At 69.1% G+C, this 25,895-nt stretch carries 24 protein-coding genes and 1 pseudogene; 12 read left to right on the plus strand and 13 right to left on the minus strand.

Translation table 11 applies throughout. From position 1 onward, the window contains the following. Window positions 1-49: 49 nt before the first annotated feature. Entirely contained in the window at window positions 50-1,132 is a 1,083-nt protein-coding gene (locus ACF08N_RS12300; protein ID WP_392324528.1) for an inositol-3-phosphate synthase, read from the minus strand. Window positions 1,133-1,191: 59 nt separating this feature from the next. Beyond that, window positions 1,192-1,908: a helix-turn-helix transcriptional regulator gene (locus tag ACF08N_RS12305; RefSeq protein ID WP_392324529.1), complete on the minus strand. Its 717-nt coding sequence runs from the start codon at window positions 1,906-1,908 to the stop codon at window positions 1,192-1,194. Window positions 1,909-2,280: 372 nt separating this feature from the next. Here ACF08N_RS12305 and ACF08N_RS12310 point away from each other — a divergent pair, with 372 nt between their 5' ends. Both ACF08N_RS12310 and ACF08N_RS12315 read left to right on the plus strand, forming a co-directional pair. Further along, window positions 2,281-4,959 carry a transglycosylase domain-containing protein gene (locus tag ACF08N_RS12310; RefSeq protein ID WP_392324530.1) on the plus strand — a complete coding sequence of 893 codons (2,679 nt, stop codon included), beginning with the start codon at window positions 2,281-2,283 and terminating at the stop codon, window positions 4,957-4,959. A 123-nt stretch (window positions 4,960-5,082) separates the two neighbouring features. Beyond that, window positions 5,083-6,654: a glycosyltransferase family 87 protein gene (locus ACF08N_RS12315; RefSeq protein WP_392324531.1), complete on the plus strand. Its 1,572-nt coding sequence runs from the start codon at window positions 5,083-5,085 to the stop codon at window positions 6,652-6,654. 40 nt (window positions 6,655-6,694) lie between these two features. Here the strand turns inward: ACF08N_RS12315 and ACF08N_RS12320 are convergent, their stop codons facing one another. From ACF08N_RS12320 to ACF08N_RS12330, 3 genes are all read right to left on the minus strand, one after another. Next, the gene (locus ACF08N_RS12320; RefSeq protein ID WP_392324532.1) at window positions 6,695-7,726 is read right to left on the minus strand and encodes an alanine racemase; all 1,032 of its coding nucleotides are present in this window, start codon (window positions 7,724-7,726) and stop codon (window positions 6,695-6,697) included. Between the two features lie 94 nt (window positions 7,727-7,820). Further along, the gene (locus ACF08N_RS12325; RefSeq protein ID WP_215182361.1) at window positions 7,821-8,939 is read right to left on the minus strand and encodes a peptidoglycan bridge formation glycyltransferase FemA/FemB family protein; all 1,119 of its coding nucleotides are present in this window, start codon (window positions 8,937-8,939) and stop codon (window positions 7,821-7,823) included. A 142-nt stretch (window positions 8,940-9,081) separates the two neighbouring features. Further along, on the minus strand, window positions 9,082-9,396 hold the full coding sequence (locus ACF08N_RS12330; protein WP_392324533.1) for a hypothetical protein: 315 nt from the start codon (window positions 9,394-9,396) through the stop codon (window positions 9,082-9,084). 271 nt (window positions 9,397-9,667) lie between these two features. Between ACF08N_RS12330 and rpsF the strand changes: the two genes are divergently transcribed. The 4 genes from rpsF to rplI all read left to right on the plus strand — a co-directional run bounded on the left by rpsF (window position 9,668) and on the right by rplI (window position 11,366). Then, window positions 9,668-9,958 (plus strand): 30S ribosomal protein S6, encoded by a 291-nt coding sequence (gene rpsF, locus ACF08N_RS12335; protein WP_004950685.1) that lies wholly within the window; start codon window positions 9,668-9,670, stop codon window positions 9,956-9,958. A gap of 75 nt (window positions 9,959-10,033) precedes the next feature. Next, window positions 10,034-10,621, plus strand: a complete 588-nt coding sequence (locus ACF08N_RS12340) for a single-stranded DNA-binding protein (protein WP_392324534.1) — start codon at window positions 10,034-10,036, stop codon at window positions 10,619-10,621. 43 nt (window positions 10,622-10,664) lie between these two features. Further along, a complete protein-coding gene (gene rpsR / locus ACF08N_RS12345; protein WP_005315025.1) occupies window positions 10,665-10,901 on the plus strand; it encodes a 30S ribosomal protein S18 in 237 nt (78 codons plus the stop codon). An 18-nt stretch (window positions 10,902-10,919) separates the two neighbouring features. Beyond that, on the plus strand, window positions 10,920-11,366 hold the full coding sequence (gene rplI / locus ACF08N_RS12350; RefSeq protein WP_177149300.1) for a 50S ribosomal protein L9: 447 nt from the start codon (window positions 10,920-10,922) through the stop codon (window positions 11,364-11,366). A 94-nt stretch (window positions 11,367-11,460) separates the two neighbouring features. Here rplI and ACF08N_RS12355 read toward each other — a convergent pair whose 3' ends face one another. Continuing rightward, window positions 11,461-12,798 (minus strand): MATE family efflux transporter, encoded by a 1,338-nt coding sequence (locus ACF08N_RS12355; RefSeq protein WP_392324535.1) that lies wholly within the window; start codon window positions 12,796-12,798, stop codon window positions 11,461-11,463. Window positions 12,799-13,224: 426 nt separating this feature from the next. Between ACF08N_RS12355 and dnaB the strand changes: the two genes are divergently transcribed. Continuing rightward, window positions 13,225-14,697: a replicative DNA helicase gene (dnaB, locus tag ACF08N_RS12360; protein ID WP_392324536.1), complete on the plus strand. Its 1,473-nt coding sequence runs from the start codon at window positions 13,225-13,227 to the stop codon at window positions 14,695-14,697. 305 nt (window positions 14,698-15,002) lie between these two features. On the opposite strand, the gene ACF08N_RS12365 is transcribed toward dnaB, so the two are convergent. Then, on the minus strand, window positions 15,003-15,566 hold the full coding sequence (locus ACF08N_RS12365) for a dihydrofolate reductase family protein (RefSeq protein WP_067385690.1): 564 nt from the start codon (window positions 15,564-15,566) through the stop codon (window positions 15,003-15,005). 198 nt (window positions 15,567-15,764) lie between these two features. Here ACF08N_RS12365 and ACF08N_RS12370 point away from each other — a divergent pair, with 198 nt between their 5' ends. The 3 genes and pseudogenes from ACF08N_RS12370 (at window position 15,765) to ACF08N_RS12380 (ending at window position 17,892) form a co-directional block, all read left to right on the plus strand. Continuing rightward, entirely contained in the window at window positions 15,765-15,941 is a 177-nt protein-coding gene (locus ACF08N_RS12370) for a hypothetical protein (RefSeq protein ID WP_392324537.1), read from the plus strand. Window positions 15,942-16,027: 86 nt separating this feature from the next. Beyond that, window positions 16,028-16,346, plus strand: a pseudogene (locus tag ACF08N_RS12375) (alpha/beta hydrolase); the annotation flags it as partial. Between the two features lie 169 nt (window positions 16,347-16,515). Then, the gene (locus tag ACF08N_RS12380) at window positions 16,516-17,892 is read left to right on the plus strand and encodes a serine hydrolase domain-containing protein (RefSeq protein WP_392324538.1); all 1,377 of its coding nucleotides are present in this window, start codon (window positions 16,516-16,518) and stop codon (window positions 17,890-17,892) included. Between the two features lie 89 nt (window positions 17,893-17,981). Here the strand turns inward: ACF08N_RS12380 and ACF08N_RS12385 are convergent, their stop codons facing one another. Beyond that, window positions 17,982-18,434, minus strand: a complete 453-nt coding sequence (locus ACF08N_RS12385) for a GNAT family N-acetyltransferase (protein ID WP_392324539.1) — start codon at window positions 18,432-18,434, stop codon at window positions 17,982-17,984. A gap of 10 nt (window positions 18,435-18,444) precedes the next feature. Beyond that, window positions 18,445-18,903 carry a MarR family winged helix-turn-helix transcriptional regulator gene (locus ACF08N_RS12390; RefSeq protein ID WP_392324540.1) on the minus strand — a complete coding sequence of 153 codons (459 nt, stop codon included), beginning with the start codon at window positions 18,901-18,903 and terminating at the stop codon, window positions 18,445-18,447. A gap of 138 nt (window positions 18,904-19,041) precedes the next feature. Between ACF08N_RS12390 and ACF08N_RS12395 the strand changes: the two genes are divergently transcribed. Next, complete coding sequence (locus tag ACF08N_RS12395) at window positions 19,042-20,259, plus strand: MFS transporter (RefSeq protein WP_392324541.1); 1,218 nt, start codon at window positions 19,042-19,044, stop codon at window positions 20,257-20,259. Between the two features lie 133 nt (window positions 20,260-20,392). Here ACF08N_RS12395 and ACF08N_RS12400 read toward each other — a convergent pair whose 3' ends face one another. Both ACF08N_RS12400 and ACF08N_RS12405 read right to left on the minus strand, forming a co-directional pair. Continuing rightward, window positions 20,393-21,247 (minus strand): GNAT family N-acetyltransferase, encoded by an 855-nt coding sequence (locus ACF08N_RS12400; protein ID WP_392324542.1) that lies wholly within the window; start codon window positions 21,245-21,247, stop codon window positions 20,393-20,395. A gap of 4 nt (window positions 21,248-21,251) precedes the next feature. Beyond that, the gene (locus ACF08N_RS12405; RefSeq protein WP_392324543.1) at window positions 21,252-21,797 is read right to left on the minus strand and encodes a DUF2269 domain-containing protein; all 546 of its coding nucleotides are present in this window, start codon (window positions 21,795-21,797) and stop codon (window positions 21,252-21,254) included. Window positions 21,798-22,831: 1,034 nt separating this feature from the next. Between ACF08N_RS12405 and ACF08N_RS12410 the strand changes: the two genes are divergently transcribed. Continuing rightward, complete coding sequence (locus ACF08N_RS12410) at window positions 22,832-24,202, plus strand: globin domain-containing protein (protein WP_392324544.1); 1,371 nt, start codon at window positions 22,832-22,834, stop codon at window positions 24,200-24,202. Window positions 24,203-24,222: 20 nt separating this feature from the next. On the opposite strand, the gene ACF08N_RS12415 is transcribed toward ACF08N_RS12410, so the two are convergent. Continuing rightward, window positions 24,223-24,702, minus strand: coding sequence for an NUDIX domain-containing protein (locus tag ACF08N_RS12415; protein WP_392324545.1), 480 nt, complete (start codon window positions 24,700-24,702; stop codon window positions 24,223-24,225). A gap of 62 nt (window positions 24,703-24,764) precedes the next feature. Further along, window positions 24,765-25,655: a LysR family transcriptional regulator gene (locus ACF08N_RS12420; protein ID WP_392324546.1), complete on the minus strand. Its 891-nt coding sequence runs from the start codon at window positions 25,653-25,655 to the stop codon at window positions 24,765-24,767. Window positions 25,656-25,895 lie beyond the last annotated feature (240 nt).

Consider the following 25,895-nt stretch of genomic DNA (forward strand, 5'->3'; position numbering starts at 1 on the left):
GTCCCCGGGCCGATGACCCGGGGACCTCCTCGATCGGACGGGCGAACGCCTAGCGCTCGATCTCGCCCTTGATGAACTTCTCGACGCTCTCGCGAGCCTGGTCGTCGAAGTACTGGACCGGCGGGGACTTCATGAAGTACGAGGACGCGGAGAGGATCGGGCCGCCGATGCCCCGGTCCTTGGCGATCTTCGCCGCGCGCAGAGCGTCGATGATGACACCCGCGGAGTTCGGGGAGTCCCACACCTCGAGCTTGTACTCGAGGTTCAGCGGGACGTCACCGAAGGCGCGGCCCTCGAGACGCACGTACGCCCACTTGCGGTCGTCCAGCCAGGCCACGTAGTCCGACGGGCCGATGTGGACGTTCTTCTCGCCCATCTCGCGGTCCGGGATCTGCGAGGTGACGGCCTGCGTCTTCGAGATCTTCTTGGACTCCAGGCGCTCGCGCTCGAGCATGTTCTTGAAGTCCATGTTGCCGCCGACGTTCAGCTGCATCGTGCGGTCCAGGATGACGCCGCGGTCCTCGAACAGCTTCGCCATCACACGGTGCGTGATGGTCGCGCCGACCTGGGACTTGATGTCGTCGCCGACGATCGGGACACCGGCCTCGGTGAACTTGTCCGCCCACTCCTTGGTGCCGGCGATGAAGACCGGGAGAGCGTTGACGAACGCGACCTTGGCGTCGATGGCGCACTGCGCGTAGTACTTCGCAGCGTCCTCGGAACCGACGGGCAGGTAGCAGACCAGGACGTCGACCTGCTTGTCCTTGAGGACCTGGACGATGTCGACCGGGGCCTCGGCGGACTCCTCGATGGTCTGGCGGTAGTACTTGCCCAGGCCGTCCAGGGTGTGGCCGCGCTGCACGGTGACGCCGGTCGACGGCACGTCGCAGATCTTGATGGTGTTGTTCTCACTGGCGCCGATGGCGTCCGCGAGGTCGAGGCCGACCTTCTTGGCGTCCACGTCGAAGGCGGCCACGAACTCGACGTCACGAACGTGGTACTCGCCGAACTGGACGTGCATCAGACCCGGCACCTTGCCGGCCGGGTCGGCGTCCTTGTAGTACTCGACGCCCTGCACCAGCGAGGCGGCGCAGTTGCCCACGCCGACGATGGCTACGCGAACCGAACCCATTCCGGTTGCTCCCTGTGTGATCTCGGTATTCCGGATGAAACCCTGCGGAGCGCAGGGCTTCACTTGGCGGTGTCGTCGGACGGATCCGGCGGGGTGGAGCCGTCGGGAGGTGTCCCTCCGGAAGACTCGTCGCCCTGGTGCCGGGGCAGGCCGCCCGTCGCTCCAGATGTGTTGTCCTGCTGAGCGGTGCTCTCGGAGGAGGGCCGTCGCTGATCCCGCCCTGCCCGCTCGCTCTCGATGAGCTCGTTGAGCCAGCGCACTTCGCGCTCCACGGACTCCATGCCGTGCCGCTGCAGTTCGAGCGTGTAGTCGTCGAGGCGCTCGCGGGTGCGGGCGAGAGAGGCGCGCATCTTCTCCAGGCGCTCCTCCAGCCGGCTGCGGCGGCCCTCCAGGACCCGCATCCGTACGTCGCGCTCCGTCTGACCGAAGAAGGCGAAACGGGCTGCGAAGTGCTCGTCCTCCCAGGTGTCGGGGCCGGTGTGCGAGAGCAGTTCCTCGAAGTGCTCCTTACCTTCCGCCGTCAGCCGATAGACGATCTTGGCGCGGCGTCCCGCCAGCGATGCGGCGAGGGCGTCCTCGGGTGCGTTTCCCGGCTCCTCGATCAACCAGCCGTTGGCGACGAGCGTCTTGAGGCAGGGGTAGAGGGTTCCGTAGCTGAAGGCCCGGAAGATTCCCAGCGAGGTGTTGAGCCGCTTGCGCAGCTCGTACCCGTGCATCGGGGCTTCGCGGAGCAGACCGAGAACGGCGAACTCGAGGATGCCTGAGCGTCTGCTCACTGCCGCCTCCCTTGCCGTCGGTGCTCGCTGTGCCGGTCCGATGTGTCGTGCTGATGTATCGACTCGATACATCAGCACGATAGAGCGGCGGTCCGCATGCGACAAGGGGGCCCTTCGTGAGCGGCGTCACATCGTCAATTCGTAGGCGGTGAGTTGCCTGAAATGGGGTGAACTTCAGCCCTCGGTGGGTTTTGACCGTGCGTAGTCTGTGCGGCATGCAGACCACCGGGAACCATGTGACGCCCCCGTGCGTCATCGCCGTGGATGCACAGCGGATGAGCCCTCCTGAGAGCTCGTCCGTATCCATTTCGGGGGGACCGGAACTCAACTGCCGCTTCCAGGCGTCTCGCCTGCCCGAGGAGTAGTCGTTCGATGAGCGAGCACCGACGCAAACCGCCACAGCCGCAGGGTGGCGGACGCGCCGCGGCCCGACGCGCCGCCCAGCCATCCGGCCGCCGCGCAGCCCCCGGGAGGGGTGCCACGTCAGCGTCCCCTTCCGCTCCCCATAGTGAGGAGCGTCCGTACGGCGGCAGGGCCGAGGCCCGGCGCGCCGCCCAGCGGGGTGGTGGCGGACGCCGACGGGCGGACGAGGCGGGAGGGGGCGGCCGGGCCGCCCGCCGCGGAGCGGCCGGTGCCGCAGGTGCGGGAGCCGGGAAGAAGCGGCTGATCGACTACCCGCGCCACAACAAGTACGGATGGCGTCGCTGGATGCCCTCCTGGAAGCTCGTGGCGGGGCTGTGCATCGGCTTCCTCGGTCTGCTGACCGTGGCCACGATCATCGCGTACAGCATGGTCGTCGTCCCGAAGGTCGCCGAGGCGGCCACGGCTCAGAACAACGTGTACTACTGGGCCGACGGTTCCCAGATGGCCGCCACGGGTGGTGAGGTCAACCGCCAGATCATCGGCATCGACCAGATCCCGCGGGCGATGCAGGACGCCGTGATCTCCGCGGAGAACAAGACGTTCGAGAAGGACTCGGGCATCGACCCGATGGGTATCTCGCGCGCCGTGTTCAACATGGCCAGGGGCCAGGAGACCCAGGGTGGCTCCACCATCACCCAGCAGTACGTGAAGAACGCGCGGCTGGATGACCAGAACCAGACCCTGAGCCGCAAGTTCCAGGAACTGTTCATCTCCATCAAGATCGACAGCACGATGGACAAGCCCGACATCATGGCGGGCTACCTGAACACCTCGTACTACGGGCGCGGTGCGTACGGCATCCAGGCCGCGGCCCGGACGTACTACAACAAGGACGCCGAGGAGCTGAACGCGAGCGAGTGCGCCTTCCTCGCCTCTCTCCTGAAGGGCGCGACGTACTACGACCCGGCCGGCGCCACGGAGATCGACCCGAAGGCGACGGCTTCGGCCAACAGGGACCGGGCCGAGAAGCGCTGGCGCTGGATCCTCGACGAGATGGTCAAGGACAAGCGCCTCCCCGCCGAGGAGCGCGCGAAGTACACGGAGTTCCCGACCCCGCAGAAGCCGAAGAAGAACGCGCAGCTGAGCGGGCAGATCGGTTACCTGGTGGACCTGGCCAAGGCCAACTTCCTCAACAAATACGAAGGGATGACGGCGAAGAAGCTGGCGCAGGGGGGCTACGAGATCCACACGACCTTCGACAAGAAGAAGGTCACCGCGCTCGAGGACTCCATCAAGAAGATCTACAAGGAGCACATCGACCCGGAGAAGCGGCCGGAGGAGGACACCCACGTCCAGTTCGGCGGCGCCTCCGTGGAGCCGGAGACCGGGAAGATCGTCGCGATCTACGGCGGTACGGACGCCACGAAGCACTTCACCAACAACGCCGACGCGACCGGTGCCCAGGTCGGATCGACGTTCAAGCCCTTCGTGCTGGCCGCCGCGATGCGGGACGGCGTACGCGACCCCGACGGCGGGATCGAGCAGGGTGCCAGTGAGCGCACCATCGTCGATCCGGACAAGAGCCGGTACAACGGCGCGAACAACCTCAAGATCAAGAACTACGACGGTTCGATCTGGCGCAACGAGGAGGGCAAGGAGTGGCTGCAGGCCAACGACGGTGATGAGTCGTTCAAGAACATCAGCCTGCGCGAGGCCATGATCCACTCGGCCAACTCGCCGTTTGTGCAGCTCGGCATGGACGTCGGCATCCCGCAGGTGCGGCAGGCGGCCGTCGACGCCGGTCTGCTCGAAACCAGCCTGGTCGAGGCGAACGTCCCCTCGTTCTCCCTCGGTATCTCGGACCCCAGCGCCATCCGTATGGCGGGCTCGTACGGCACCTTCGCCGCCAACGGGAAGCAGCGCGACCCGTACTCCGTGACCTCCGTCGAACACGGGGGCCGGACGATCTACAAGCACGAGGAGAAGGTCGAGACGGCCTTCAGCAAGGCTGTCGCCACCAACGTGACGGACGTGCTCCGGGATGTCGTCGAGGACAAGGACGGCACCGGTAAGAACGCGCGCCTTCCCGGCCGTCAGGTCGCAGGCAAGACGGGTACCACCGACGACAACAAGTCCGCGTGGTTCGTCGGCTACACCCCGCAGCTGTCGACCGCCATCGACATGTACCGCCTCGACGACGACGAGAAGAGCGGCAAGAAGCGCGAGTTCCTGCCGATGTACGGCACCGGTGACCGGGACACGATCCACGGTTCGTCGTTCCCGTCCGAGATCTGGCAGACGTACATGTCCCAGGCGCTCAAGGACGCCAAGGTCCTCGAGTTCGACGAGCCGGCCGAGCTCGACGGTGAGGCCGTCTGGGGCGGCGGCGCCGTCAGCCCCAAGCCGACGCCGAGCAGCAAGCCGTCCGCGAGCCCGTCCGAGTCGCCGTCCGCGGACCCGTCGCAGAGCCCTTCGACGAGCCCCGGTCCCTCGCAGTCGTGCAACCCGTGGGAGGACTGGACCTGCCAGCCCACCGGCGGTACCGACGCCGGCACCGACCAGGGCGGCAGCGGCGGGATCACCCCGAGTCCGACGACGTCACCGGGTACCGACACGGGTGGCGGGGGCAACGGCAACGGCGGCGGTAACGGCGGAGGCTTCATCGGAGGCTCCGACGGCACCGAATAGCCGTTCCCAGTTACGGCACCACTTCGAGGGCCGCCGTACCCGGCAAGCGCAGCGCCTTGTTCCTGCCCGCCGGGTACGGCGGCCCTCGTCGTGTCCCTGGCCCCTTGCGGCAGGATGTGCACCATGCCCAGCGCAGAGGAGACGAGCGTGTACGAGGACCGCCGCGGTGCCCTGCCCGCACGGCGGGACAGTCCTGACGTGCGCCCCACACGGCGCGACAGGATCGCCGCGGCCGGCAGCGAGCTGATCGGCGGCCCCGCGGGCCGCTGGGCCCGGCGCGGCGGAAACGGCCCGCTCACCCCCGTACGTGTCATCGCCCTGGTGGCCATCGGCATGTTTGCGCTCGGCATGGTGCAGAAGCTGCCCTGCTACAACTGGGCGTGGTTCAGGGGCACGAGTTCGCAGTACACGCACGCCTGTTACTCGGACATTCCGCATCTGTATCTCGGCCGCGGCTTCTCCGACGGGCGGATTCCGTATTTCGACCGGCTGCCCGGCGACATGGAGTACCTCGAGTACCCGGTGCTGACCGGCCTGTTCATGCAGGTCGCCGCCTGGGTCGCCGACGTCGCCTCCTGGCTCGGGCTGTCGGGTGACGACATGATGCAGCGCGAGCAGCTCTACTGGATGATCAACGCCGGCATGCTGATGGTCTGCGCCGCCGTCATCGCCGTCTGCGTCGCCCGCACGCACCGCCGCCGCCCCTGGGACGCGCTGCTGGTCGCCCTGGCGCCCGCGTTCGCGCTGACCGCCACGATCAACTGGGACCTGCTGGCCGTGGCCCTGACGGCCTCGGCGATGCTGATGTGGTCGCGCAGCCGGGTGCTCGCCGCGGGCATCCTGATCGGACTCGCGACGGCCGCCAAGTTCTATCCGTTCCTGCTCCTCGGGCCGCTGCTGGTGCTGTGCTGGCGTGCGGGCAAGTGGCGCGCGTTCCTCACGGCGACGCTCGGGGCCGTGGCGGCGTGGCTGGTGGTCAACGTCCCGGTCATGCTGCTGGCGCCGGAGGGGTGGAAGAAGTTCTACACCTTCAGCCAGGAGCGGCCGGTCGACTTCGGTTCGTTCTGGCTGGTCATCACCCAGCGCACCGGCCGGCCGATCGAGGCTGAGACGGTCAACACCTGGGCGATGGTGCTGACGGTCCTGGCGTGCGCCGGTATCGCCCTGCTCACCCTCACCGCACCGCGCCGGCCCCGGTTCGCGCAGCTGGCGTTCCTGGTCGTCGCCGTGTTCATCCTCACCAACAAGGTCTACTCACCGCAGTACGTGCTGTGGCTCATCCCGCTCGCCGCGCTCGCGCGCCCGCGCTGGCGAGACTTCCTCGTCTGGCAGGCCTGCGAGGTCATGTACTTCCTCGGCATCTGGATGTACCTCGCGTACACCACCAGCGAGAAGCACCAGGGGCTGCCGCCCGAGGGCTACCAGCTGGCGATCGCCCTCCACCTGCTGGGGACGCTCTACCTGTGTGCCGTGATCGTGCGGGACATCCTCCTGCCCGAACGCGACGGGGTACGGACGGACGGTTCGGACGACCCGTCGGGCGGGGTCCTCGACGGTGCCCGGGACGTGTTCGTCCTGGGCCGCGCCGCCCGGCCGCGACGGCATGCCGCCCAGGCCGTGGAGGGGCCGCGGGTGGCATGGGGGGCGCAGCCGGCCGGAACGGGGCAGGGCGCGGGACCGCAGCCGTCCGCCTGACGGCATCGCGGTACCCGCGCGGGCGCGGGCCGCCCGGGGCCTAGCGGTCGACGATGCGGTCGAACTGCGTGGTCGTGTGGCGCAGGTGGGCGACGAGCTCGTCGCCGACCCTCGGCTCCTCCGCGTCCGCGGGCACGAACAGGATCGACACCTGCATGTGCGGCGGCTCCGCGAACCAGCGCTGCTTGCCCGCCCACACGAACGGCGACAGATTGCGGTTCACCGTCGCCAGACCGGCACGGGCCACACCCTTGGCGCGCGGCATCACGCCGTGCATCGCCTTGGGCGCCTCAAGCCCCACGCCGTGCGACGTGCCGCCGGCGACGACGACCAGCCAGCCGTCGGACGCCGCCTTCTGCTGCCGGTAGCCGAAACGGTCCCCCTTGGACACACGGGTCACGTCCAGAACCGCCCCGCGGTACTCCGTCGCCTCGTGGTCGCCGAGCCACAGCCGGGTGCCGATCCGCGCACGGAACCGGGTCTGCGGGAACTGCTGCTGCAGCCGCGCCTGTTCGTCCGCCCGCAGGTGGCTGACGAACATCGTGTGCAGGGGCAGGCGGGCGGCGCGCAGCCGGTCCATCCAGCCGATGACCTCCTCGACGGCGTCGGAGCCGTCCGTGCGGTCCAGCGGCAGGTGCAGCGCGAAGCCCTCCAGCCGTACGTCCTCGATCGCCGCGTGCAGATGGCCGAGCTCCTGCTCGGTGATGCCGTGGCGCTTCATCGAGCTCATGCACTCGATGACGACCCGCGCCCCCACGAGGGCGTGCACACCGTCCACCGAGGACACCGAACGGATCACCCGGTCGGGCAGCGGCACCGGCTCCTCGCCGCGCCGGAACGGGGTGAGGACCAGCAGGTCGCCGCCGAACCAGTCCTTGATCCGCGCCGCCTCGTACGTCGTGCCGACCGCGAGCATGTCGGCGCCGAAGCGGGCCGCCTCGTCGGAGAGGCGCTCGTGGCCGAAGCCGTAGCCGTTGCCCTTGCAGACCGGTACGAGGCCGGGGAACTGGTCGATCACGGACTTCTGGTGCGCCCGCCAGCGCGCGGTGTCTACGTAGAGGGAGAGCGCCATGACCGGCCCGGAACCTTTCTGGTGGCTGCGGTGTATCGAAGACAGGTACGAGATTACGGAGTCCGTCGCGCCGCCGGAGCGGTCCGCGGTGTCCTCAGCGGCGCGACATGTAGATGTCCAGCGCCTTGTGGAGCAGCTTGTTCAGCGGGAAGTCCCACTCGCCGACGTACTCGACGGCCTCGCCACCGGTGCCGACCTTGAACTGGATCAGGCCGAACAGGTGATCCGTCTCGTCGAGCGAGTCGCTGATGCCCCGGAGGTCGTAGACCGTGGCCCCCATGGCGTAGGCGTCGCGCAGCATCCGCCACTGCATCGCGTTCGAGGGCCGGACCTCGCGCCCGATGTTGTCGGAGGCTCCGTAGGAGTACCAGACGTGCCCGCCGACGACGAGCATGGTCGCCGCCGACAGGTTCACGCCGTTGTGCCGCGCGAAGTACAGCCGCATGCGGTTGGGGTCCTCGTTGTTGAGGACGGTCCACATGCGCTGGAAGTACGACAGCGGGCGCGGCCGGAAGCGGTCGCGCTCGGCGGTGATCTCGTACAGGCGCTGCCATTCGGCGAGGTCCTCGTAGCGGCCCTGGACGACCTCGACACCGGCCTTCTCGGCCTTCTTGATGTTGCGGCGCCACAGCTGGTTGAAGCCCTTGAGGACGTCGTCGAGCGACCGGTTGGCCAGGGGCACCTGATAGACGTACCGGGGCTGCACGTCGCCGAAGCCGGCGCCGCCGTCCTCGCCCTGCTGCCAGCCCATCTTGCGCAACCGGTCGGCGACCTCGAAGGCCCGGGGCTCGATGTGCGTTGCCTCGACGTCACGCAGCCGCTTGACGTCAGGGTCCTGGATGCCGGCCTTGATCGCGGGGGCGTCCCAGCGGCGGATGACGACGGGCGGCCCCATCTTGACGGAGAAGGCGCCCTGATTCTTGAGGTGCGCCAGCATCGGCTGGAGCCAGTCGTCCAGGTTCGGGGCGTACCAGTTGATGACCGGACCCTCGGGGAGGTACGCGAGATACCGCTTGATCTTGGGCAGCTGGCGGTAGAGCACCAGACCGGCGCCGACCAGGTCGCCGTTCTTGTCGAACCAGCCGAGGTTCTCCGAGCGCCACTCGGTCTTCACGTCCGCCCACGCCGGGACCTGGCAGTGACTCGCCGAGGGCAGGCTCTGGATATATGCCAGATGCTGCTCACGGCTGATGGTCCTCAGGGTCAGGCTCATGCGGGGCGCTCCTCGGCAGGTGTGTCCCCATGGGTACAGGGGCTCCGGCTCTCGCGCCGAAGCCTACTGCGCGCAGGAGGCGGCCCGAATGGCCGTACGCAAGAGCGGGCCGCGTGCGGCCCGCTCCCGGTGCGCCAATGTTCTAGCCCAGGACCCCGCCGAAGAGTCCGCCGTGGGCCATGCCGAGGAAGAAGCCGACGGCCGATGCGCCCAGGCCGACGATCAACAGGAAGCGCTCACGCGTGGTCGCCGAGATGAACTGCCCGTATGCGCCCGTGAGGATGCCCACCAGGCCGGTCCATGAGCTCAGCAGGTGGAGGTGGTGGAACATCGCCGAGACGAACGCGATGGCACCGAGGGCCAAGGTGACCGCCATCAGGGTGTCCTGAAGCGGATGAGGCTTGCCGTCCGTGGCGAGGAGAGAGGCGGGGGACTGTCGTCGCATTGCATGTGCCATGAGGCACCTCCTGGCTGTGCCGGAAGGCGGCGCATCGTAGCGCCGCGCGCACCCGATGTGTACAGATTGCGGCCATCCGCCGCCGGATTTCAACCGGAAGCCGGTGTGCGGGTACTCTGTACGGTCTGCACCGGTGTCTGTCCAGGCCAGGACGCGATCTCTGCTCGTCGAGCGGGAATTGTCAGTGGCGGCCGATACCGTTGCTCACGCATCACGACCCTCCTGCCACGGAACGACCGTGGCCGCTGAGTCCAAAGGAGGTGGGTTCCACATGCGTCACTACGAGGTGATGGTCATCCTCGACCCCGATCTCGAGGAGCGCGCTGTCTCCCCGCTGATCGAGAACTTCCTCTCCGTCGTCCGTGAGGGCAACGGAAAGGTGGAGAAGGTCGACACCTGGGGCCGTCGTCGTCTCGCTTACGAGATCAAGAAGAAGCCCGAGGGCATCTACTCGGTCATCGACCTGCAGGCCGAGCCTGCGGTCGTCAAGGAGCTCGACCGCCAGATGAACCTGAACGAGTCGGTCCTCCGGACCAAGGTCCTCCGTCCCGAGACCCACTGAGCAGCTAGCTCAGAGGTCATCGGGTTCGAGTAGCAGCAAGCAGCCAGAAGCAATCCCCGCCGAGAGGTTCCCCCAATGGCAGGCGAGACCGTCATCACGGTCGTCGGCAATCTCGTCGACGACCCCGAGCTGCGCTTCACCCCGTCCGGTGCGGCGGTCGCGAAGTTCCGCGTCGCGTCCACTCCCCGCACCTTCGACCGGCAGACCAATGAGTGGAAGGACGGCGAGAGCCTGTTCCTGACCTGCTCGGTCTGGCGGCAGGCGGCGGAGAACGTCGCCGAGTCGCTCCAGCGCGGCATGCGCGTCGTCGTGCAGGGCCGCCTGAAGCAGCGGTCCTACGAGGACCGCGAGGGCGTCAAGCGCACGGTCTACGAGCTGGACGTCGAGGAAGTCGGCCCCAGCCTCAAGAACGCCACGGCCAAGGTCACCAAGACCACCGGTCGCGGTGGCCAGGGCGGTTACGGAGGCGGCCAGCAGGGCGGCGGCAGCTGGGGCGGCGGCCCCAGCGGTGGTCAGCAGCAGGGCGGCGGCGGTGCACCCGCCGACGACCCCTGGGCCACCAGCGCGCCGGCCGGCGGCGGCCAGCAGGGCGGGGGCGGCGGCGGCTGGGGCGGAAGCTCCGGCGGTTCCGGCGGCGGCTACTCGGACGAGCCTCCCTTCTAGGGCAGCTCGTACCCCCACTTCTTGATCACACAGGAGAATCACCATGGCGAAGCCGCCTGTGCGCAAGCCTAAGAAGAAGGTCTGCGCGTTCTGCAAGGACAAGACCGCGTACGTGGACTACAAGGACACGAACATGCTGCGGAAGTTCATTTCCGACCGTGGCAAGATCCGTGCCCGCCGCGTGACCGGCAACTGCACGCAGCACCAGCGTGACGTCGCCACGGCCGTCAAGAACAGCCGTGAGATGGCGCTGCTGCCCTACACGTCCACCGCGCGATAAGGGAAGGGTGACCGAGATATGAAGATCATCCTCACCCACGAGGTCTCCGGCCTCGGTGCCGCCGGCGACGTCGTCGACGTCAAGGACGGCTACGCTCGCAACTACCTGGTCCCGCGCGGTTTCGCGATCCGCTGGACCAAGGGTGGCGAGAAGGACGTGGCGCAGATCCGCCGCGCCCGCAAGATCCACGAGATCGCGACCATCGAGCAGGCGAACTCCGTCAAGGGTCAGCTCGAGGCCGTGAAGGTGCGCCTGGCCGTTCGCTCCGGCGAGGCCGGCCGCCTGTTCGGTTCCGTCACCCCGGCCGACATCGCCTCGGCGATCAAGGCTGCCGGTGGTCCGGAGGTCGACAAGCGTCGCGTCGAGCTCGGCGCGCCGATCAAGACCCTGGGCTCGCACCAGGTGTCCGTGCGTCTGCACCCCGAGGTTGCCGCGCAGCTCGGCGTCGAGGTCGTCGCCGCCTGAGCAGCGCGCTCGACTGAGCAGTAGGAAGGGCCGCACCCCCTGGGGTGCGGCCCTTCTGTTGGCATGCGCCGTGCCGGATGTTTCACGTGAAACGTCAGCGCGTCGCGCCGGTCACGATCCAGCGTCCGGACCGGGCCCGCCACCACAGCGTCAGCAGCCGCACGGTCATCATCAGGGTCATGGCCCACCACAGCGTGGTCAGCCCGCCGCCGAGGGAGGGCACCAGCAGGGCGACCGGTGCGAACACCGCGAGGGTGACCAGCATGGCCCAGGCGAGATACGGGCCGTCCCCCGCGCCCATCAGTACGCCGTCCAGGACGAAGACGACTCCCGCGATCGGCTGGGACACCGCCACGACCAGAAGTGCGGGAAGCAGCGTGTCCCGCACCGCCTGGTCCCCGGTGAACAAGGGGATGAACAGCGGGCGCGAGACCACCACCAGGATTCCCAGGACCACGCCGGCGGCGATGCCCCACTCCACCATCCGACGGCAGGCCTGCCGCGCTCCCTCGGCATCGTTCGCACCGAGATAGCGTCCGATGATGGCCTGACCCGCGATCGCGATGGCGTCGAGGGCGAAGGCGAGCAGACTCCAGAGCGACAGAACGATCTGGTGTGCCGCGATGTCCGTGTCCCCGAGGCGGGCGGCCACCGCGGTGGCGATCATCAGGACCGCACGCAGCGAAAGCGTGCGGACCAGCAAAGGGACCCCCGCCTGGGCACTCGCCCTGATCCCGGCGGCGTCGGGCCGGAGGGAGGAGCCGTGCTGTCGGGCTCCGCGCACGACGACGACGAGATACGCGACGGCCATGCCGCACTGGGCCGCAACGGTGCCCCATGCGGAGCCGGCGATGCCGAGCCCGGCGCCGTACACCAGTCCTGCGTTGAGTGCGGCGTTGGCCGTGAATCCACCGATCGCCACGTAGAGCGGCGTGCGCGTGTCCTGGAGGCCCCGGAGGACGCCGGTCGCCGCGAGCACGATCAGCATGGCCGGTATGCCGAGGCTGGAGATGCGCAGATACGTGATCGCGTGTGGCGCCGCTGTCTCCGATGCGCCGAAGACGTCCACGAGCCAGGGAGCGGTGGGGAGGGTCACGGCGATGACCGCGATGCCCAGGAAGAGCGCGAGCCAGATGCCGTCCATGCCCTGGCGGATGGCGGACTGGAGGTCGCCCGCGCCGACGCGGCGGGCCACGGCGGCGGTGGTTGCGTAGGCCAGGAACACGAAGACGCTCACGGCCGTCATCAGCAGGGCGGCCGCAACGCCGAGACCGGCCAGCTGGGGCGTGCCGAGGTGGCCGACGACGGCGCTGTCGACCATCACGAACAGGGGCTCGGCGACCAGTGCGCCGAAGGCGGGGACGGCGAGCGCGATGATCTCTCGGTCGTGGCGTCGACGGCGCGCCTTGGGGGTCACGGTGGCCTGGGTCATGGCGTCAATCTAATCTTCCACAGGTAAGAGATGCAACCGCCTTGCGGGCCTTACCTGATGGTGGCTCCGGCACTGCATGCTGTGCGCTTTGTTGTGATCTTGGTCCGGTCGGGAAAGTTTTTCTCCCCCACAGCCGGTGGACGGAAAAGCCGCAGTTCAGAGGGTGGGTGATGGGTCCGGTATGAGTTTGTCCACAGTGCTGTCCCCCGGTCCGTGCACAGGTTCCGGAGAGTTCTCCACAGCATCTGGTCCTTCGTCCACACCGCCTGTGGATAACCAGATTGGCTGACGGTGCCGCCGGGCCTACCGTGGACCGTCGCCCGACGCGCCCCAAGCGGAGTCTGGCGGCTCGTTTTGTCAGTGTCGTGCCGTAGAAAGAGTGCCACGGCAGAGGTCCGCGGAGCGGACGGGAGGAGGTGGCCGCGGGTGAGCATTTCCGAGCCCCTGGACGACCCGTGGGCGGCCGACACACCCGGTGACCGCCTTCCCGCCTCTCGCCGCCGCGGCAGCGACACCCGCCGCGAGGACCAGCACGACCGCGGCCGGGAGAGCACCGGCTGGGACAGCGGTCCCGGCTTCGAGCGGGTGCCTCCGCAGGATCTGGACGCCGAGCAGTCCGTGCTCGGCGGCATGCTGCTGTCGAAGGACGCCATCGCCGATGTCGTCGAGATCATCAAGGGTCACGACTTCTACCGGCCGGCCCACGAGACCGTGTTCCAGGCGATCCTCGACCTCTACGCCAAGGGCGAGCCGGCGGACCCCATCACGGTCGCGGCCGAGCTGGTCAAGCGGGGTGAGATCACCCGCGTCGGCGGCGCCCCGTATCTGCACACGCTGGTCCAGTCCGTGCCGACGGCGGCGAACGCGTCGTACTACGCGGAGATCGTCCACGAGCGGGCGGTGCTGCGCCGTCTCGTGGAGGCCGGCACCAAGATCACGCAGATGGGATACGCCGCGGACGGCGACGTCGACGAGATCGTCAACTCCGCGCAGGCCGAGATCTATGCCGTCACCGAGCAGCGGACCAGTGAGGACTACCTGCCGCTCGGCGACATCATGGAGGGCGCTCTCGACGAGATCGAGGCGATCGGCTCGCGCAGCGGTGAGATGACCGGGGTGCCCACGGGCTTCACCGACTTCGACTCCCTGACCAACGGCCTGCACCCGGGCCAGATGATCGTCATCGCCGCCCGTCCCGCGATGGGCAAGTCGACTCTGGCGCTGGATTTCGCCCGCGCGGCCTCGATCAAGAACAACCTGCCCAGCGTGATCTTCTCCCTGGAAATGGGACGCAACGAGATCGCGATGCGTCTGCTGTCGGCGGAGGCCCGTGTGGCGCTGCACCACATGCGTTCCGGGACGATGACCGACGAGGACTGGACCCGTCTGGCCCGCCGGATGCCCGACGTCTCCCAGGCCCCGCTCTACATCGACGACTCGCCGAACCTGTCGATGATGGAGATCCGCGCCAAGTGCCGTCGCCTGAAGCAGCGCAACGACCTCAAGCTGGTCGTCATCGACTACCTCCAGCTGATGCAGTCGGGCGGCTCCAAGCGCGCCGAGAGCCGCCAGCAGGAGGTCTCGGACATGTCGCGAAACCTCAAGCTCCTGGCGAAGGAGCTGGAGCTTCCGGTCATCGCGCTCTCCCAGCTGAACCGTGGTCCCGAGCAGCGCACGGACAAGAAGCCGATGGTCTCGGACCTGCGTGAATCGGGTTCGATCGAGCAGGACGCCGACATGGTCATCCTGCTGCACCGGGAGGACGCGTACGAGAAGGAGTCCCCGCGCGCGGGTGAGGCGGACCTGATCGTGGCGAAGCACCGTAACGGCCCGACGGCCACGATCACGGTGGCGTTCCAGGGTCACTACTCACGTTTCGTGGACATGGCCCAGACCTGACGCGCGGTCATGTAGGGCTCAGAGTTCGCCGCACAGTCTCATCTCCGATGGCACATCGGCGGCACTTATGCCGTCTTCGTGAGACTCGCTGGTCGGGGTTCTCACCTTTCGGGTGGCGGGGCTCCGGCCCGCGCCGCCCGTCAGTGCCTGGCTGACACCCTTGGCTGTACGGGTCGGATTACATCTTGACCACTGAGCAGGGTCCGGTAGTGGTGGATGTGAAGCCGCACTGCCGGCTGTCCACCCCAGTGGTGGCGTTCACGTTCGCGTGGACCCGGCAGGCGGTCGAGTCGCGTGACGGGCGCTCAGCGCCTCGTCTCGTACCTGGTCAGGATCACGCCGCAGGGAAGCGTCCGCGTCTCCACCAGGTTCAGGTTCACCCAGCTGTCCAGCGCGGTGAAGAACGGCGTGCCGCCGCCCACCAGGACCGGCGCGGTGGCCAGCACGTACTCGTCAATCAGCCCGGCCCGCATGGCCGCCCCGGCGAGTGTCGCGCCGCCGATGTCCATCGGGCCGCCGTCCTCGGCCTTGAGCCGGGTGATCTCGGCGACCGCGTCGCCGGTGACCAGGCGGGTGTTCCAGTCGACCTTGTCGATCGTCGAGGAGAACACCACCTTCGACATGTCCCGCCAGCGGCGCGCGAACTCGATCTCCGCCGGGGTGGCGTTGGGTTGCTGGTCGCCGGTCGGCCAGTAGGAGCTCATCGTCTGCCACAGCTTGCGCCCGTACAGCGACAGGTCGGTCGCCTGCAACTGGTCGGACCAGAACTGGAACAGCTCGTCGCTCGGCACGCTCCAGCCGATGTCGTCGCCGGGCGCGGCGATGTAGCCGTCCAGGGTCAGGTTCATGCCGTAGATCAATTTCCGCATGGCGCCAGCCTTCCGTGAGCCGGTCTCACGCGTACAGACCGGCGCGGCGCGGGAAACTCATCGGTGCGCGCTCTGAGCTCGCATGTAGTCCTCGTGCTCGGTGGCTCAGCCGCAGACTCATCGTTCCGCCGAGGAAATGGCATCGATCTGCAATTCTGAGACTGGGGGTCAGGTCGTGGAGGTGGAAGCGGGCGGCAGGTGGACGGTCATGACCAGGTGGCAGGTCCGGCGAAGTTCAAGTACGACGACCACAAGGCCGTCGAGCACCGCACCGCCGTCGCCGACCACCTCACCGCACGCGGGCAGGGCCTCGACGTTCCCACCGCCCACCAGCAGCGCCGCCGCCTGGACCGCATCGGCCCCTGGGCCCCCTGACCACCCCGCCTCGCCCCGACGCAGGAACGGAAGCCCCAAGCTCATGCCCCCCTTCCGCCTCACCTCCGCAGTCGCGGACGCCTTCCGAGCCGGAGGCCGAGGCCACGCTTCCGCCGCAAACAGCGGCGCGGGCCGGGCGGACGATGGCCAAGCTGCCGTACTTCGTCGGTCGCATCCTGACCAGCTTCATGTCCTATGCCCCGGACATCCATCGGCTGGAAGCGTTGTCGGACCGGCTCGTGCTCGCCTGCGGCCAGGACTCACGCGGCGAGTTGCCGTACCGTCCGTCCGCTTTCCTGGCCGAGCGTCTCGGCACGGAACTCCTGCACTTCCCCGGTGGTCACATCCGACTGACCACGCACCCGGCCGAGTTCGGCGCGCTCCCTGCGGGAGGCCCTCCGCGCCTCGATCCGAATCCCGCTCGCCCCGGCCATGGTCGAGGATCAGGGACGTGCCGGGGCATGGCGTCATGACGTCGGCCATGCGGAGTGAGCACTGACTCCATCCATGCCCCTGTCGACCTCCGCGGCGTAATCAGGTCGACTGAGTGCCCGTGCAGCGATAGACCTGCCCCATGACTTCATCCTGGGAAGAGCTGCTCCCCACCACCCGCAGGGCGCTCCTGCACCGCGTCGCCGTCGCGCAGAGCGAGGGACGTACCCCCTCGTTCGTCGGCGCCGTGCTGAGGGACGGCCATCTGGTGTGGACGGGCGCGCGCAGTTCGGTCGACGGTCATGCACCCGACGCCGATACGCAGTACCGCATCGGCTCGATCACCAAGACCTTCACCGCGGTGCTTGTGATGCGGCTGCGCGACGAGGGGCTGCTCGATCTGAACGACCCGCTGGAGAAGCACCTTCCGGGCACGGGCGTCGGCGAGGTGACCATCGCTCAGCTCCTCGGGCACAGTGCCGGTCTGAGTGCCGAGGCCCCGGCTCCCTGGTGGGAACGGACGCCCGGCGCCCAGCGCCCCGAACTCGCCGATGTCCTGGGCAACAAGGCCCGGATGCACCCTCCCGGCCGGCGGCACCACTACTCCAACCCCGGCTACACCCTGCTCGGTTCACTCATCGAGGCGGTGCGCGGGATTCCGTGGGAGCAGGCCCTCCAGGCGGAGATCCTCGATCCGCTGAAGCTCAACCGGACCAGTGCGCAGCCGCGAGCACCGCACGCGGGTGGCTGGGCGGTGCATCCCTGGGCGGATGCCATGCTTCCCGAGCCCACCGAGGACCTGGGGCTGATGGCTCCCGCTGGACAGCTGTGGTCGACCGCGGCGGACCTCTGCCGGTTCGCCTGGTTCCTCGCGGAGGGCGATGACCAGGTGCTCAGTGCCGCCTCCGTACGCGAGATGCGCACTCCCTCGGTGCCCGCGGAGGCGGGGGACTGGAACAGCGCCTATGGCCTCGGCATGCAGATCGTCCGCAACGACCAGCGCACCCTCGTCGGGCACTCGGGCTCCTTGCCGGGGTTCCTAGCCGGGCTGTGGGTGAGCGTGGAGGACGGTGTCGCCGCGGTGGCGCTGACCAATGCGACGTCAGGGCCGTTCCCGAGTACGGTCGCCGCCGATCTCGTACGCATCGTGGCGGATGCCGAGCCGCGGATTCCCGCGCCATGGCGACCGCTGACCGAGGTCGACCAGGAGCTCCTGGACCTCACCGGGCCCTGGTACTGGGGCACGTACGGGTACGGGTTGCGTCTGGTGGCCGATCGGGGTGTGGAGCTGGAGCCGCTGCGCGATGGCGGGCGGAAGTCGCGCTTCGTGGCCGGTCCCGGGGGCAAGTGGACGGGCCTCGACGGCTACTACGCGGGGGAGACGCTCACGGTGGTGCGCCGCGAGGACGGTTCGGTGAGCCACCTGGACCTGGGGTCGTTCGTGTTCACCCGCGAGCCCTACGAGCAGGGCGATGCTGTGCCCGGAGGCGTGGACGAGGCCGGATGGCGCGGGCTCTGATCCCCCGATGTTTCACGTGAAACGGGCCGGCTCGTCCAAGGACGGGCCGGCCCGTTCGGCGTCGACGGCAGGCGCGGATCCTGCTGGGGTCAGAGAGTCAGCTTGAACCCGACGTGGGAGGGCTGGAAACCGAGACGCTGGTAGAAGCGGTGGGCATCGGTGCGGGTGACGTCGGAGGTGAGCTGCACCAGCTGGCAGCCCAACCGGCGGGACTCCTCCACGGCCCACTCGATGAGGCGACTGCCCAGTCCGCTGCCGCGTTCGTCGGCATGGATCCGGACGGCCTCGATGATCGACCGGGTGGCGCCGCGCCGGGAGAGGCCGGGGACGATCGTCAGCTGGAGTGTGCCGACGACGCGATCGTCCCGTACGGCGACGGTCGGGTGCTGGTGGGGATCAGCGGCCAGTCGCTCGAATGCGGTGAGGTACGGGACGAGGTCGTCGGGCGATTCCCGCTGGGCACCGAGCGGGTCGTCGGCCAGCAGTGCCACGATCGCCGGGATGTCGCCGGCGACCGCGGGGCGTATCTGCAGATCACTCATGATCGGCAGACTACGCGGGCACGCGCAGCCCTTCGACGGTCCTGACGAGCGGAGCGAGCTCGGGGTTCTTGGCGGCCTCGTCGAGTGCCTCGCGCAGCGCGGTGTCATTCGTCGGCCGGGCCTCGGCGAGCAGGGCGAGGCCGGCCTCGGTGACATCGGTATAGATGCCCCTGCGGTCCGTGTCGCAGAGATAGCGGGTCAGCAGCCCGCGATCCTCGAGGCGGGTGACCAGCCGGGTCGTGGCGCTCTGGCTGAGAACGACCGCGTCGGCGACCTGCTTCATCTGCAGGTGCCCACCGGGTCCGCTGTGCTGCCTGCTGAGCACGTCGAGCAGGGAGAACTCGCGCATGCTCAGCCCGTGCCGGGACTCCAGAGCCCGCTCGATGTGCGCCTCGATCTTCCCGTGCAGCAGCGAGAGGGCGCACCAGCCCTGGGCGAGGGCGGTGAGGGCGGGGTCGGTCGCTGTCATGGGTCTCCTCCTCGGTGCCTACGCGGCTCTCTATCAGAGTAGACGATGTGCGCAATATCCAGCGCTTGCAATTAAACGGCGTCTGCAAGTATTGTCGACGCTTGTAAAACGCACTCGCAATCTCTGGAAGGTCTCTCCATGCCTCTCGCGCTTCTTGCTCTTGCGGTCGGAGCCTTCGGTATCGGCACCACCGAATTCGTGATCATGGGGCTGCTGCCCGAGGTCGCCGTCGACTTCGGTGTCACGATCCCGACGGCCGGGCTCCTGGTCACCGGCTATGCCCTGGGCGTGGTGCTGGGCGCCCCGCTCATGACCGCCCTCGGTACCCGTGTGTCGCGCAAGCGGATGCTGATGGTGCTGATGGGCCTCTTCATCGCGGGCAACCTCCTCTCCGCCGTCGCCCCCAGCTTCTCCGTGATGCTGGCGGGACGCGTGGTCGCCTCACTCGCCCACGGCGCGTTCTTCGGCATCGGCTCCGTCGTCGCCGCCGAGCTGGTGGCGCCGGAGAAGAAGGCGGGTGCCATCGCCATGATGTTCACCGGCCTGACCGTCGCCAACGTGGTCGGCGTCCCGCTGGGGACCTTCATCGGTCAGACCGCGGGCTGGCGCGCCACCTTCTTCATCGTCGCGGCCCTGGGAGTCCTGGGTCTGGCCGGCGTGGCCAAGCTGGTGCCCGAGATGCCCAAGCCTCAGGGCGTGCGGCTGCGCCATGAGCTCGCCGCCTTCAAGAACGCCCAGGTCCTGCTGGCGATGGCGATGACCGTGCTCGGCTTCGGCGGCGTGTTCGCGGCGATCACCTACATCACTCCGATGATGACCGAGGTCGCCGGCTTCGCCGACTCCTCCGTGACCTGGCTGCTGGTGCTGTTCGGTGCGGGCATGGTCGGCGGCAACCTGATCGGCGGCCGTTACGCCGACCGGCACCTGATGCCCCTGCTGTACGTCACGCTGACCGCGCTCGCGCTCGTGCTCGCCCTGTTCACCGTCACGGCGCACCACAAGGTCCTGGCGGCGGTGTCGATCGTGCTGATCGGCGCACTGGGCTTCGCCACGGTGCCCCCGCTGCAGAAGCGGGTGCTGGACCACGCCCACGGCGCGCCGACCCTGGCATCCGCCGTCAACATCGGCGCCTTCAACCTCGGCAACGCGCTCGCGGCCTGGCTGGGCGGCATCGTGATCGCCGCCGGCATGGGGCTGACGGCTCCGAACTGGGTCGGCGCTGCCCTCGCGGCCTCGGCGCTGGTGCTGGCCTTCGTCTCCGCCGCCCTCGAACGCCGGGACAAGGACGCGGACCAGGAAGCAGGGGCCGGCACCAAGATCGTGGCCGAGGGCCGGGTGACCCAGCTCGTCCGCTGAAGCCGCTGAAGCCGCTGAAGCGCCCGTCCGCCGGGCCGGACGCCGCCCGGCGCTCCGGCTCCGGCGGTCGGATGTGGACGGATGGACGGATGGACGGATGGACGGCTGTCGCGGTGGGCCGGGGGACGAATCCTCAGCCCGCCGCAACGGTCAGCGGTGCGAACCGGCGGGTCCAGTCGCCGGGCAGCGCGGGGATGGCGTAGGTCATCACCGCATTGAACGCGACCGGCTCCAGGCCCTGTGACTTCACCCAGGTGAGCAGTTCCTCGTGGCGCACGTCGATGTCGGTGCGCAGCGGGCGATCTGTATTCGCTGCCAGTGAGGTGATCAGGGCCTTTGCCGTGTCGGTGTCCTCGGCGATCAGAGGGCCGACGACATGCGTGGCCATGTTCGGCCAGGCGGCCGCGTACCCGGTCAGTACGCCGTCCTGCTCGGCCACCCGGAGCTGATCGGCGAAGGCCGGGAGCCGAGTGATCATGAGGGTGCGGTCCACGCCGAAGACCTCGGCGTCCAGGCGCACCAGGGCAGGCATGTCCTCCGCGGTCGCCGGGCGGGTCGCAACGGTGGTCATCGGGTCGGTGCCGGTGAAGCGGCCCCGGACCATCTCCGCCCGGCCGGCGGTGGCGAAGCCCAATTCCTCGTACAGAGGCTGCCCGTTGGGCGTGGCATGGAGGGTCAGCGGGGTCTCCCCGGCCTCTGCGAGCACATGCTTCATCAGCCGGCGGCCGACGCCCTGCCGTGCGCATCGCTCCGCGACGAGCACCATGCCGATCGCCGCGAGCCCGGGGCCGTACGACGTCACGACGCAGGCAGCCACCAGTCCCTTGCCCGCCGGATCGTCGATCCCGTACCCCGTGCCGGCCGCCAGCAGCAGACCCCATTTGTGATCCTCGCGCGGCCAGCCGCGGTCCTCTGACAGATCGGCACACGAGACGACGTCATCGGTGGTCAGGCGCCTGATGGGAAGCTCGGGGAGCGGAGTCGACATGGGGTCAGGCTGTCTGACGCGCTGATCGCCCGTCCACCTTTTTAGGAGAAGTGACCGAGACCCTCTGACGGCGACCGCGCCGGGTCAGTCCCCACGGCTTGAGCACCGAAATGACGGTCATGAAGAGGTAGGCGGTCAGTGAGACGGCGGGGCCCATGACGAGGTCACGCGGGTCCGCCACCACGACGCCCGAAGCGACGCTGTCGGCAGCCTCGTTGACGCCCGGCCGCAGCGCGAAGACCGTCGCGGTGGTCGTGGCCAGCGTCAGACAGAACTTGATGAAGACCCACCAGTGCCGCGCGAGCCCCCACTTCGTGCCCAGGGACAGGACGAGCCCGCTGAGGAGCGTGAGAAAGGCAACGGGCAGCACCAGCCAGTCCGTGAAGACCTTCATGGAGCGGTAGGAGGCCTCGATCATCGGGACCGAGCCCGTGGTGTAGGCGGTGAGTGCAAGCGCGAGCAGCCCGAGAGTGAGCCCGAGCCAGCCCGCGGATGCGGCGACATGGACGACGAGGATTCCCCGGCGGACGGGGCGCTTGAGTGGTTTCACGTGAAACACAGTGCCGGGCCGGAGCCCGCCGGTCGTCTGACAGCGGGAGTAAGCGGCGGTACGAGCGTCGGCGTACATGCGCGCACACGAGACACTCCCGGCTCACCGGAGACGGTGAAGATCACGGACCGGGTCTGTGCAGAGTTCGGGGTTGGCCTGGACGGGTGTCATGCATACGGTGGTTCCATCTCCGCGAGGCCAGGGAAACGGTCCGGGGGGTGCAGGAGGAGCTCCGGAGGATCCGGATGCGGGGACATGGGGGCATTGGAGCCTAATGGGAAAAGGGGTTCGGCTGCCCGGACTTTCGGCTCTTTGTCCCGATCCGGGGAACTGGCTGCCATGCTGCGACAGCGAGCGTTCGGGCAGAGTTTTTATCGGAGGTAACTCGTCCTGATACAAAGCATGGCCGCGGCGAGGACGAGTACGCGGCAGTGCTGGGACAGCGCAGGTAAGTGCGGCACGTTCCGACTGGTGGACGTGCGTGAACCGACCGAAAGATGTTCGAGGCGAGGCAGACCATGGAAGCTCCGGCCACCACGTCGGCCGACAACGGCGCGTCAGGCGATAACGGCGGAGGCGGTTGGTTCACCCCTCGCAGACAACCGGCCCGGCCCGGTGGGACGACCGGTGCCGAAGGGGCACCGACTCCCTCGGGCCCCGGCCAGGACGGTCGGAAGGAGGAGGGTGACTCCAGCCGGCCCGCGGCCGCCCCGACCCGCCCGGTGACGGCGATACGCCCGGTCGGTTCGGGCTCGTCGCGCCGGAACCGGCCGCAACTGTCGGTCGTACGGGACACCCCGTCGACACCCGCCCCCGAGGCGGCGCATACCGAGCGGCCGACCGCGGCCGCAGAACCGGACGATCCGGCCGCCACATCGGCACCGGATGCCTCGGTCGCTGGGGATGCATCCGCACCCGACGCCGAACCCGAGCACACCGGCCCCGACCGCGGCCGGTCACCCATTCACCGGACCCACGATGCGGGCGACATCCCGGCCCAGCGCGGGCCCCACGGCACTCGCCCGCCGAGTCCCATGTCGGCCTCCGGCCCCCAGAGCGCCACGGGACGAAGCGACTTCGCCGCCCAGGACGCCCCCCGCTCCTCGCCGGCCTTCGGCCCGGCCCGCGGCGCCGCGGAACCGAGCGACGTCCCCGCCCAGCGTGCCCCCTACGGCTCCGGTGACTCCTTCCCCCAGGGCACCCCCGCGTCCGGCCCGTTCCACGCCGAACCCGACCCCGGTCCGCCCAGTGCCCCCGCGCCCGACCCGTCCCCCGCGTCCCCCGCGTCCCCCGACGCGGTGCTGGTCCGGCGGACCATGGCCGAGATCGGGCCCGTGGCCGACCAGGTCACCTCGTATTTCTACGCCCTGCTCTTCGTCCGCCACCCGGAGCTGCGGTCGCTGTTCCCCGTCGCGATGGACTCCCAGCGCGACCGGCTGCTCAAGGCGCTGCTGACCGCGGCCGAGCACATGGACAACGCGGAGGTGCTGACGGACTACCTCCGCAACCTCGGCCGCGGCCACCGCAAGTACGGCACGCAGCCCGCCCACTACCCGGCCGTCGGCGAGGCCCTCATCGGCGCTCTGACCCGGTACGCGACGACCACCTGGGACGCCGAGACCGAGGCCGCCTGGATCCGTACCTACACGACGATCTCGCAGATCATGATCGACGCGGCGGCGGTGGACGAGCAGCAGGCGCCTGCCTGGTGGGACGCCGAGGTCGTGTCGCACGAGTTGCGGACCCAGGACATCGCGATCGTCACGGTCCGTCCCGATCAGCCGTACAAGTTCCTCGCGGGTCAGTACGCGAGCCTGGAGACGCCCTGGTGGCCGAGGATCTGGCGGCACTACTCCTTCGCCGGGGCGCCCCGGCCCGACGGCCTGCTGTCCTTCCACATCAAGGCCGTCCCGGCGGGCTGGGTCTCCAATGCCCTGGTCCACCACGCCCGCCCCGGCGACGTCCTGCGGCTCGGTCCGCCCGCCGGCTCGATGACGGTCGACCACACCACGGACAACGGACTGCTCTGTCTCGGCGGCGGCACCGGCATCGCACCCATCAAGGCGCTCGTCGAGGACGTGGCCACCCACGGCGAGCGGCGCACGGTCGAGGTCTTCTACGGGGCACGCTCCGACCACGACCTCTACGACATCGACACCATGCTCCGGTTGCAGCAGACGCACCCCTGGCTGTCGGTGCGCCCGGTGGTCGACGACCGGGCGCAGTTCCCGTCGGCCGTGCGGGATCTCGGCCGGTACGGACCGTGGCACGGGTTCGACGCGTACCTCTCGGGGCCGCCCGGGATGATCCGCAGTGGTGTGCACGCGCTGCGTGGGGTCGGCATCCCGTTCGACCGGATCCGGCACGACTCCCTCGAGGAGCTCGTGGCGGCGGCCGACCGCTAGGCGCGGCGCCGTCGCGGGCGTCAGCCCAGGTCGGGGGCGTGCATCGCCCGCACGCCCTCGATGTTGCCGTCCAGGTAGTGCCGCAGGGACAGCGGCACCAGGTGGACCGCGGCGATCCCGACCCTGCTGAACGGGACGCGCACGATCTCGTACTCGCCGCAGGGCTCGTCGACCTCGGGGCCGTGGCGCAGCGCCGGGTCCATGGACTCCAGGCGGCAGACGAAGAAGTGCTGCACCTTCACCCCGGTGACGCCGCCGTCGGCGATGTGCTCGACCGTGTCGACGAAGCACGGCACCACATCGGTGATCTTGGCGCCGAGCTCCTCGTGGACCTCACGGTGGAGGGCGTCGACCACGGTGGCGTCCTCCGGCTCGACGCCGCCGCCCGGCGTGAGCCAGTAGGGGTCGACACCGGGCTTGGTGCGCTTGATCAGGACGAGGTCGTTCCCGTCGAGCAGAATGGCGCGTGCGGTGCGCTTGACCACTGGTCGTTCGGTCATGGCAAGAGAGTGGCCCACGGCGCCGCTTCTGAAACTCCCGGGGCCCATCCCCATCCCGCGCCTCACCAGCCCTCCGCGGCACGCAGCAGCTCCTCGTGGGCCCGCGCGACATGGGGAAGGGCCAGTGTCCCGGTGCGTATGACGAGGAAGTACGTGCGCAGCGGGGGCACCGGAGGGTCGAGGAGGGTGACGATCCGGCCCTGTCCGAGCGCGTCCTCGCACAGGTAGCGCGGGAGCACGGAGAGTCCCGCGCCGGAGGCCGTGGCCTCCAGGACGGCGCGCAGATCCGGTGCGATGACGGCGCCGGCGGCGGCCGGAGGCGAGTCGAAGACGGCGTGCCAGTAGCGGGAGACGAGGGGCAGGGACTCGTGCACCTCCACGACCGGCAGCTGCTCGAGAACGACATGGCCGTGGCGGAGCACGTCCGGTCCCAGGTGGGCGGCCCAGCGCGGAGCGGCGACGAGGACGTGCTCCTCGTCGCACAGGGCGGTCGAGGTGAACAGCCGCCCGCGGGGCCGCGCGGTGGCGATGGCCACGTCGTGGTGGCCGGCGGCGAGCCCTGCGAGGGTCTCCTCCGCGTTGCCGAACGAGGTGCGCAGGGCGAGACCCTGGCCGATCAGCGGGGTGAGGGCGGGCAGGGCTCGCAGGGCGGTGAACTCGGGCGGTCCGGCGAGGTGGACCGTACGGATCGCCGACTCGTCGTCGAGTCCGGCCTCGGCGATCTCGACGAGGGCGTCCAGATGCGGGGCGGCCCGGTGGGCGAGCTCGTCGCCGATGGTGGTCGGGGTGACACCGCGGGCCTGGCGCAGGAACAGCGGACGGCCCAGCTGCCGTTCCAGCGTGCGTATCTGACCGGTGACGGCCGGCTGGGACAGGCCCAGCAGTGCAGCGGCGCGGGTGAAGGAGCCGGCCCGGTGCACCGTGACGAATGTGCGCAGCAGGGCCAGATCCATGTCATGTCCCTCCCGGTCCGACGTTGCACCCCGAACCCGGCCAACTATAAATAAGTCGATAGGTTGCTGTCGCTAGCGTGATTGGACACTGACGCAGAGTCAACTAGCCTTGAGCGCACGGTTCTTCGCGCGCAGGAACCGGAACGGTCCGAGCCGCGAGGGGGGAGGCTCGGACCGTTCGCCAGACCTGCCCGGCCGCCTCGGCCGCCCCAGCGGTGCGCGGCGCGCCCGCCAGGGCCG

Source organism: Streptomyces sp. NPDC015127 (assembly GCF_043080095.1).
Classification (GTDB): Bacteria; Actinomycetota; Actinomycetes; order Streptomycetales; family Streptomycetaceae; genus Streptomyces.

Bases quoted from the DNA above. Each gene is read 5' to 3' on its own strand.
- ACF08N_RS12390 (WP_392324540.1), bottom strand. From the start codon at position 18,903: ATGACAGCGACCGACCCCGCCCTCACCGCCCTCGCCCAGGGCTGGTGC.
- ACF08N_RS12395 (WP_392324541.1), top strand. From the start codon at position 19,042: ATGCCTCTCGCGCTTCTTGCTCTTGCGGTCGGAGCCTTCGGTATCGGC.
- rpsF (WP_004950685.1), top strand. From the start codon at position 9,668: ATGCGTCACTACGAGGTGATGGTCATCCTCGACCCCGATCTCGAGGAG.
- ACF08N_RS12415 (WP_392324545.1), bottom strand. From the start codon at position 24,702: ATGACCGAACGACCAGTGGTCAAGCGCACCGCACGCGCCATTCTGCTC.
- ACF08N_RS12420 (WP_392324546.1), bottom strand. From the start codon at position 25,655: ATGGATCTGGCCCTGCTGCGCACATTCGTCACGGTGCACCGGGCCGGC.
- ACF08N_RS12380 (WP_392324538.1), top strand. From the start codon at position 16,516: ATGACTTCATCCTGGGAAGAGCTGCTCCCCACCACCCGCAGGGCGCTC.
- ACF08N_RS12325 (WP_215182361.1), bottom strand. From the start codon at position 8,939: ATGAGCCTGACCCTGAGGACCATCAGCCGTGAGCAGCATCTGGCATAT.
- ACF08N_RS12315 (WP_392324531.1), top strand. From the start codon at position 5,083: ATGCCCAGCGCAGAGGAGACGAGCGTGTACGAGGACCGCCGCGGTGCC.
- ACF08N_RS12385 (WP_392324539.1), bottom strand. From the start codon at position 18,434: ATGAGTGATCTGCAGATACGCCCCGCGGTCGCCGGCGACATCCCGGCG.
- ACF08N_RS12365 (WP_067385690.1), bottom strand. From the start codon at position 15,566: ATGCGGAAATTGATCTACGGCATGAACCTGACCCTGGACGGCTACATC.
- ACF08N_RS12320 (WP_392324532.1), bottom strand. From the start codon at position 7,726: ATGGCGCTCTCCCTCTACGTAGACACCGCGCGCTGGCGGGCGCACCAG.
- ACF08N_RS12355 (WP_392324535.1), bottom strand. From the start codon at position 12,798: ATGACCCAGGCCACCGTGACCCCCAAGGCGCGCCGTCGACGCCACGAC.
- ACF08N_RS12310 (WP_392324530.1), top strand. From the start codon at position 2,281: ATGAGCGAGCACCGACGCAAACCGCCACAGCCGCAGGGTGGCGGACGC.
- ACF08N_RS12300 (WP_392324528.1), bottom strand. From the start codon at position 1,132: ATGGGTTCGGTTCGCGTAGCCATCGTCGGCGTGGGCAACTGCGCCGCC.
- ACF08N_RS12410 (WP_392324544.1), top strand. From the start codon at position 22,832: ATGTCGGCCTCCGGCCCCCAGAGCGCCACGGGACGAAGCGACTTCGCC.
- rplI (WP_177149300.1), top strand. From the start codon at position 10,920: ATGAAGATCATCCTCACCCACGAGGTCTCCGGCCTCGGTGCCGCCGGC.
- rpsR (WP_005315025.1), top strand. From the start codon at position 10,665: ATGGCGAAGCCGCCTGTGCGCAAGCCTAAGAAGAAGGTCTGCGCGTTC.
- ACF08N_RS12400 (WP_392324542.1), bottom strand. From the start codon at position 21,247: ATGTCGACTCCGCTCCCCGAGCTTCCCATCAGGCGCCTGACCACCGAT.
- ACF08N_RS12340 (WP_392324534.1), top strand. From the start codon at position 10,034: ATGGCAGGCGAGACCGTCATCACGGTCGTCGGCAATCTCGTCGACGAC.
- ACF08N_RS12330 (WP_392324533.1), bottom strand. From the start codon at position 9,396: ATGGCACATGCAATGCGACGACAGTCCCCCGCCTCTCTCCTCGCCACG.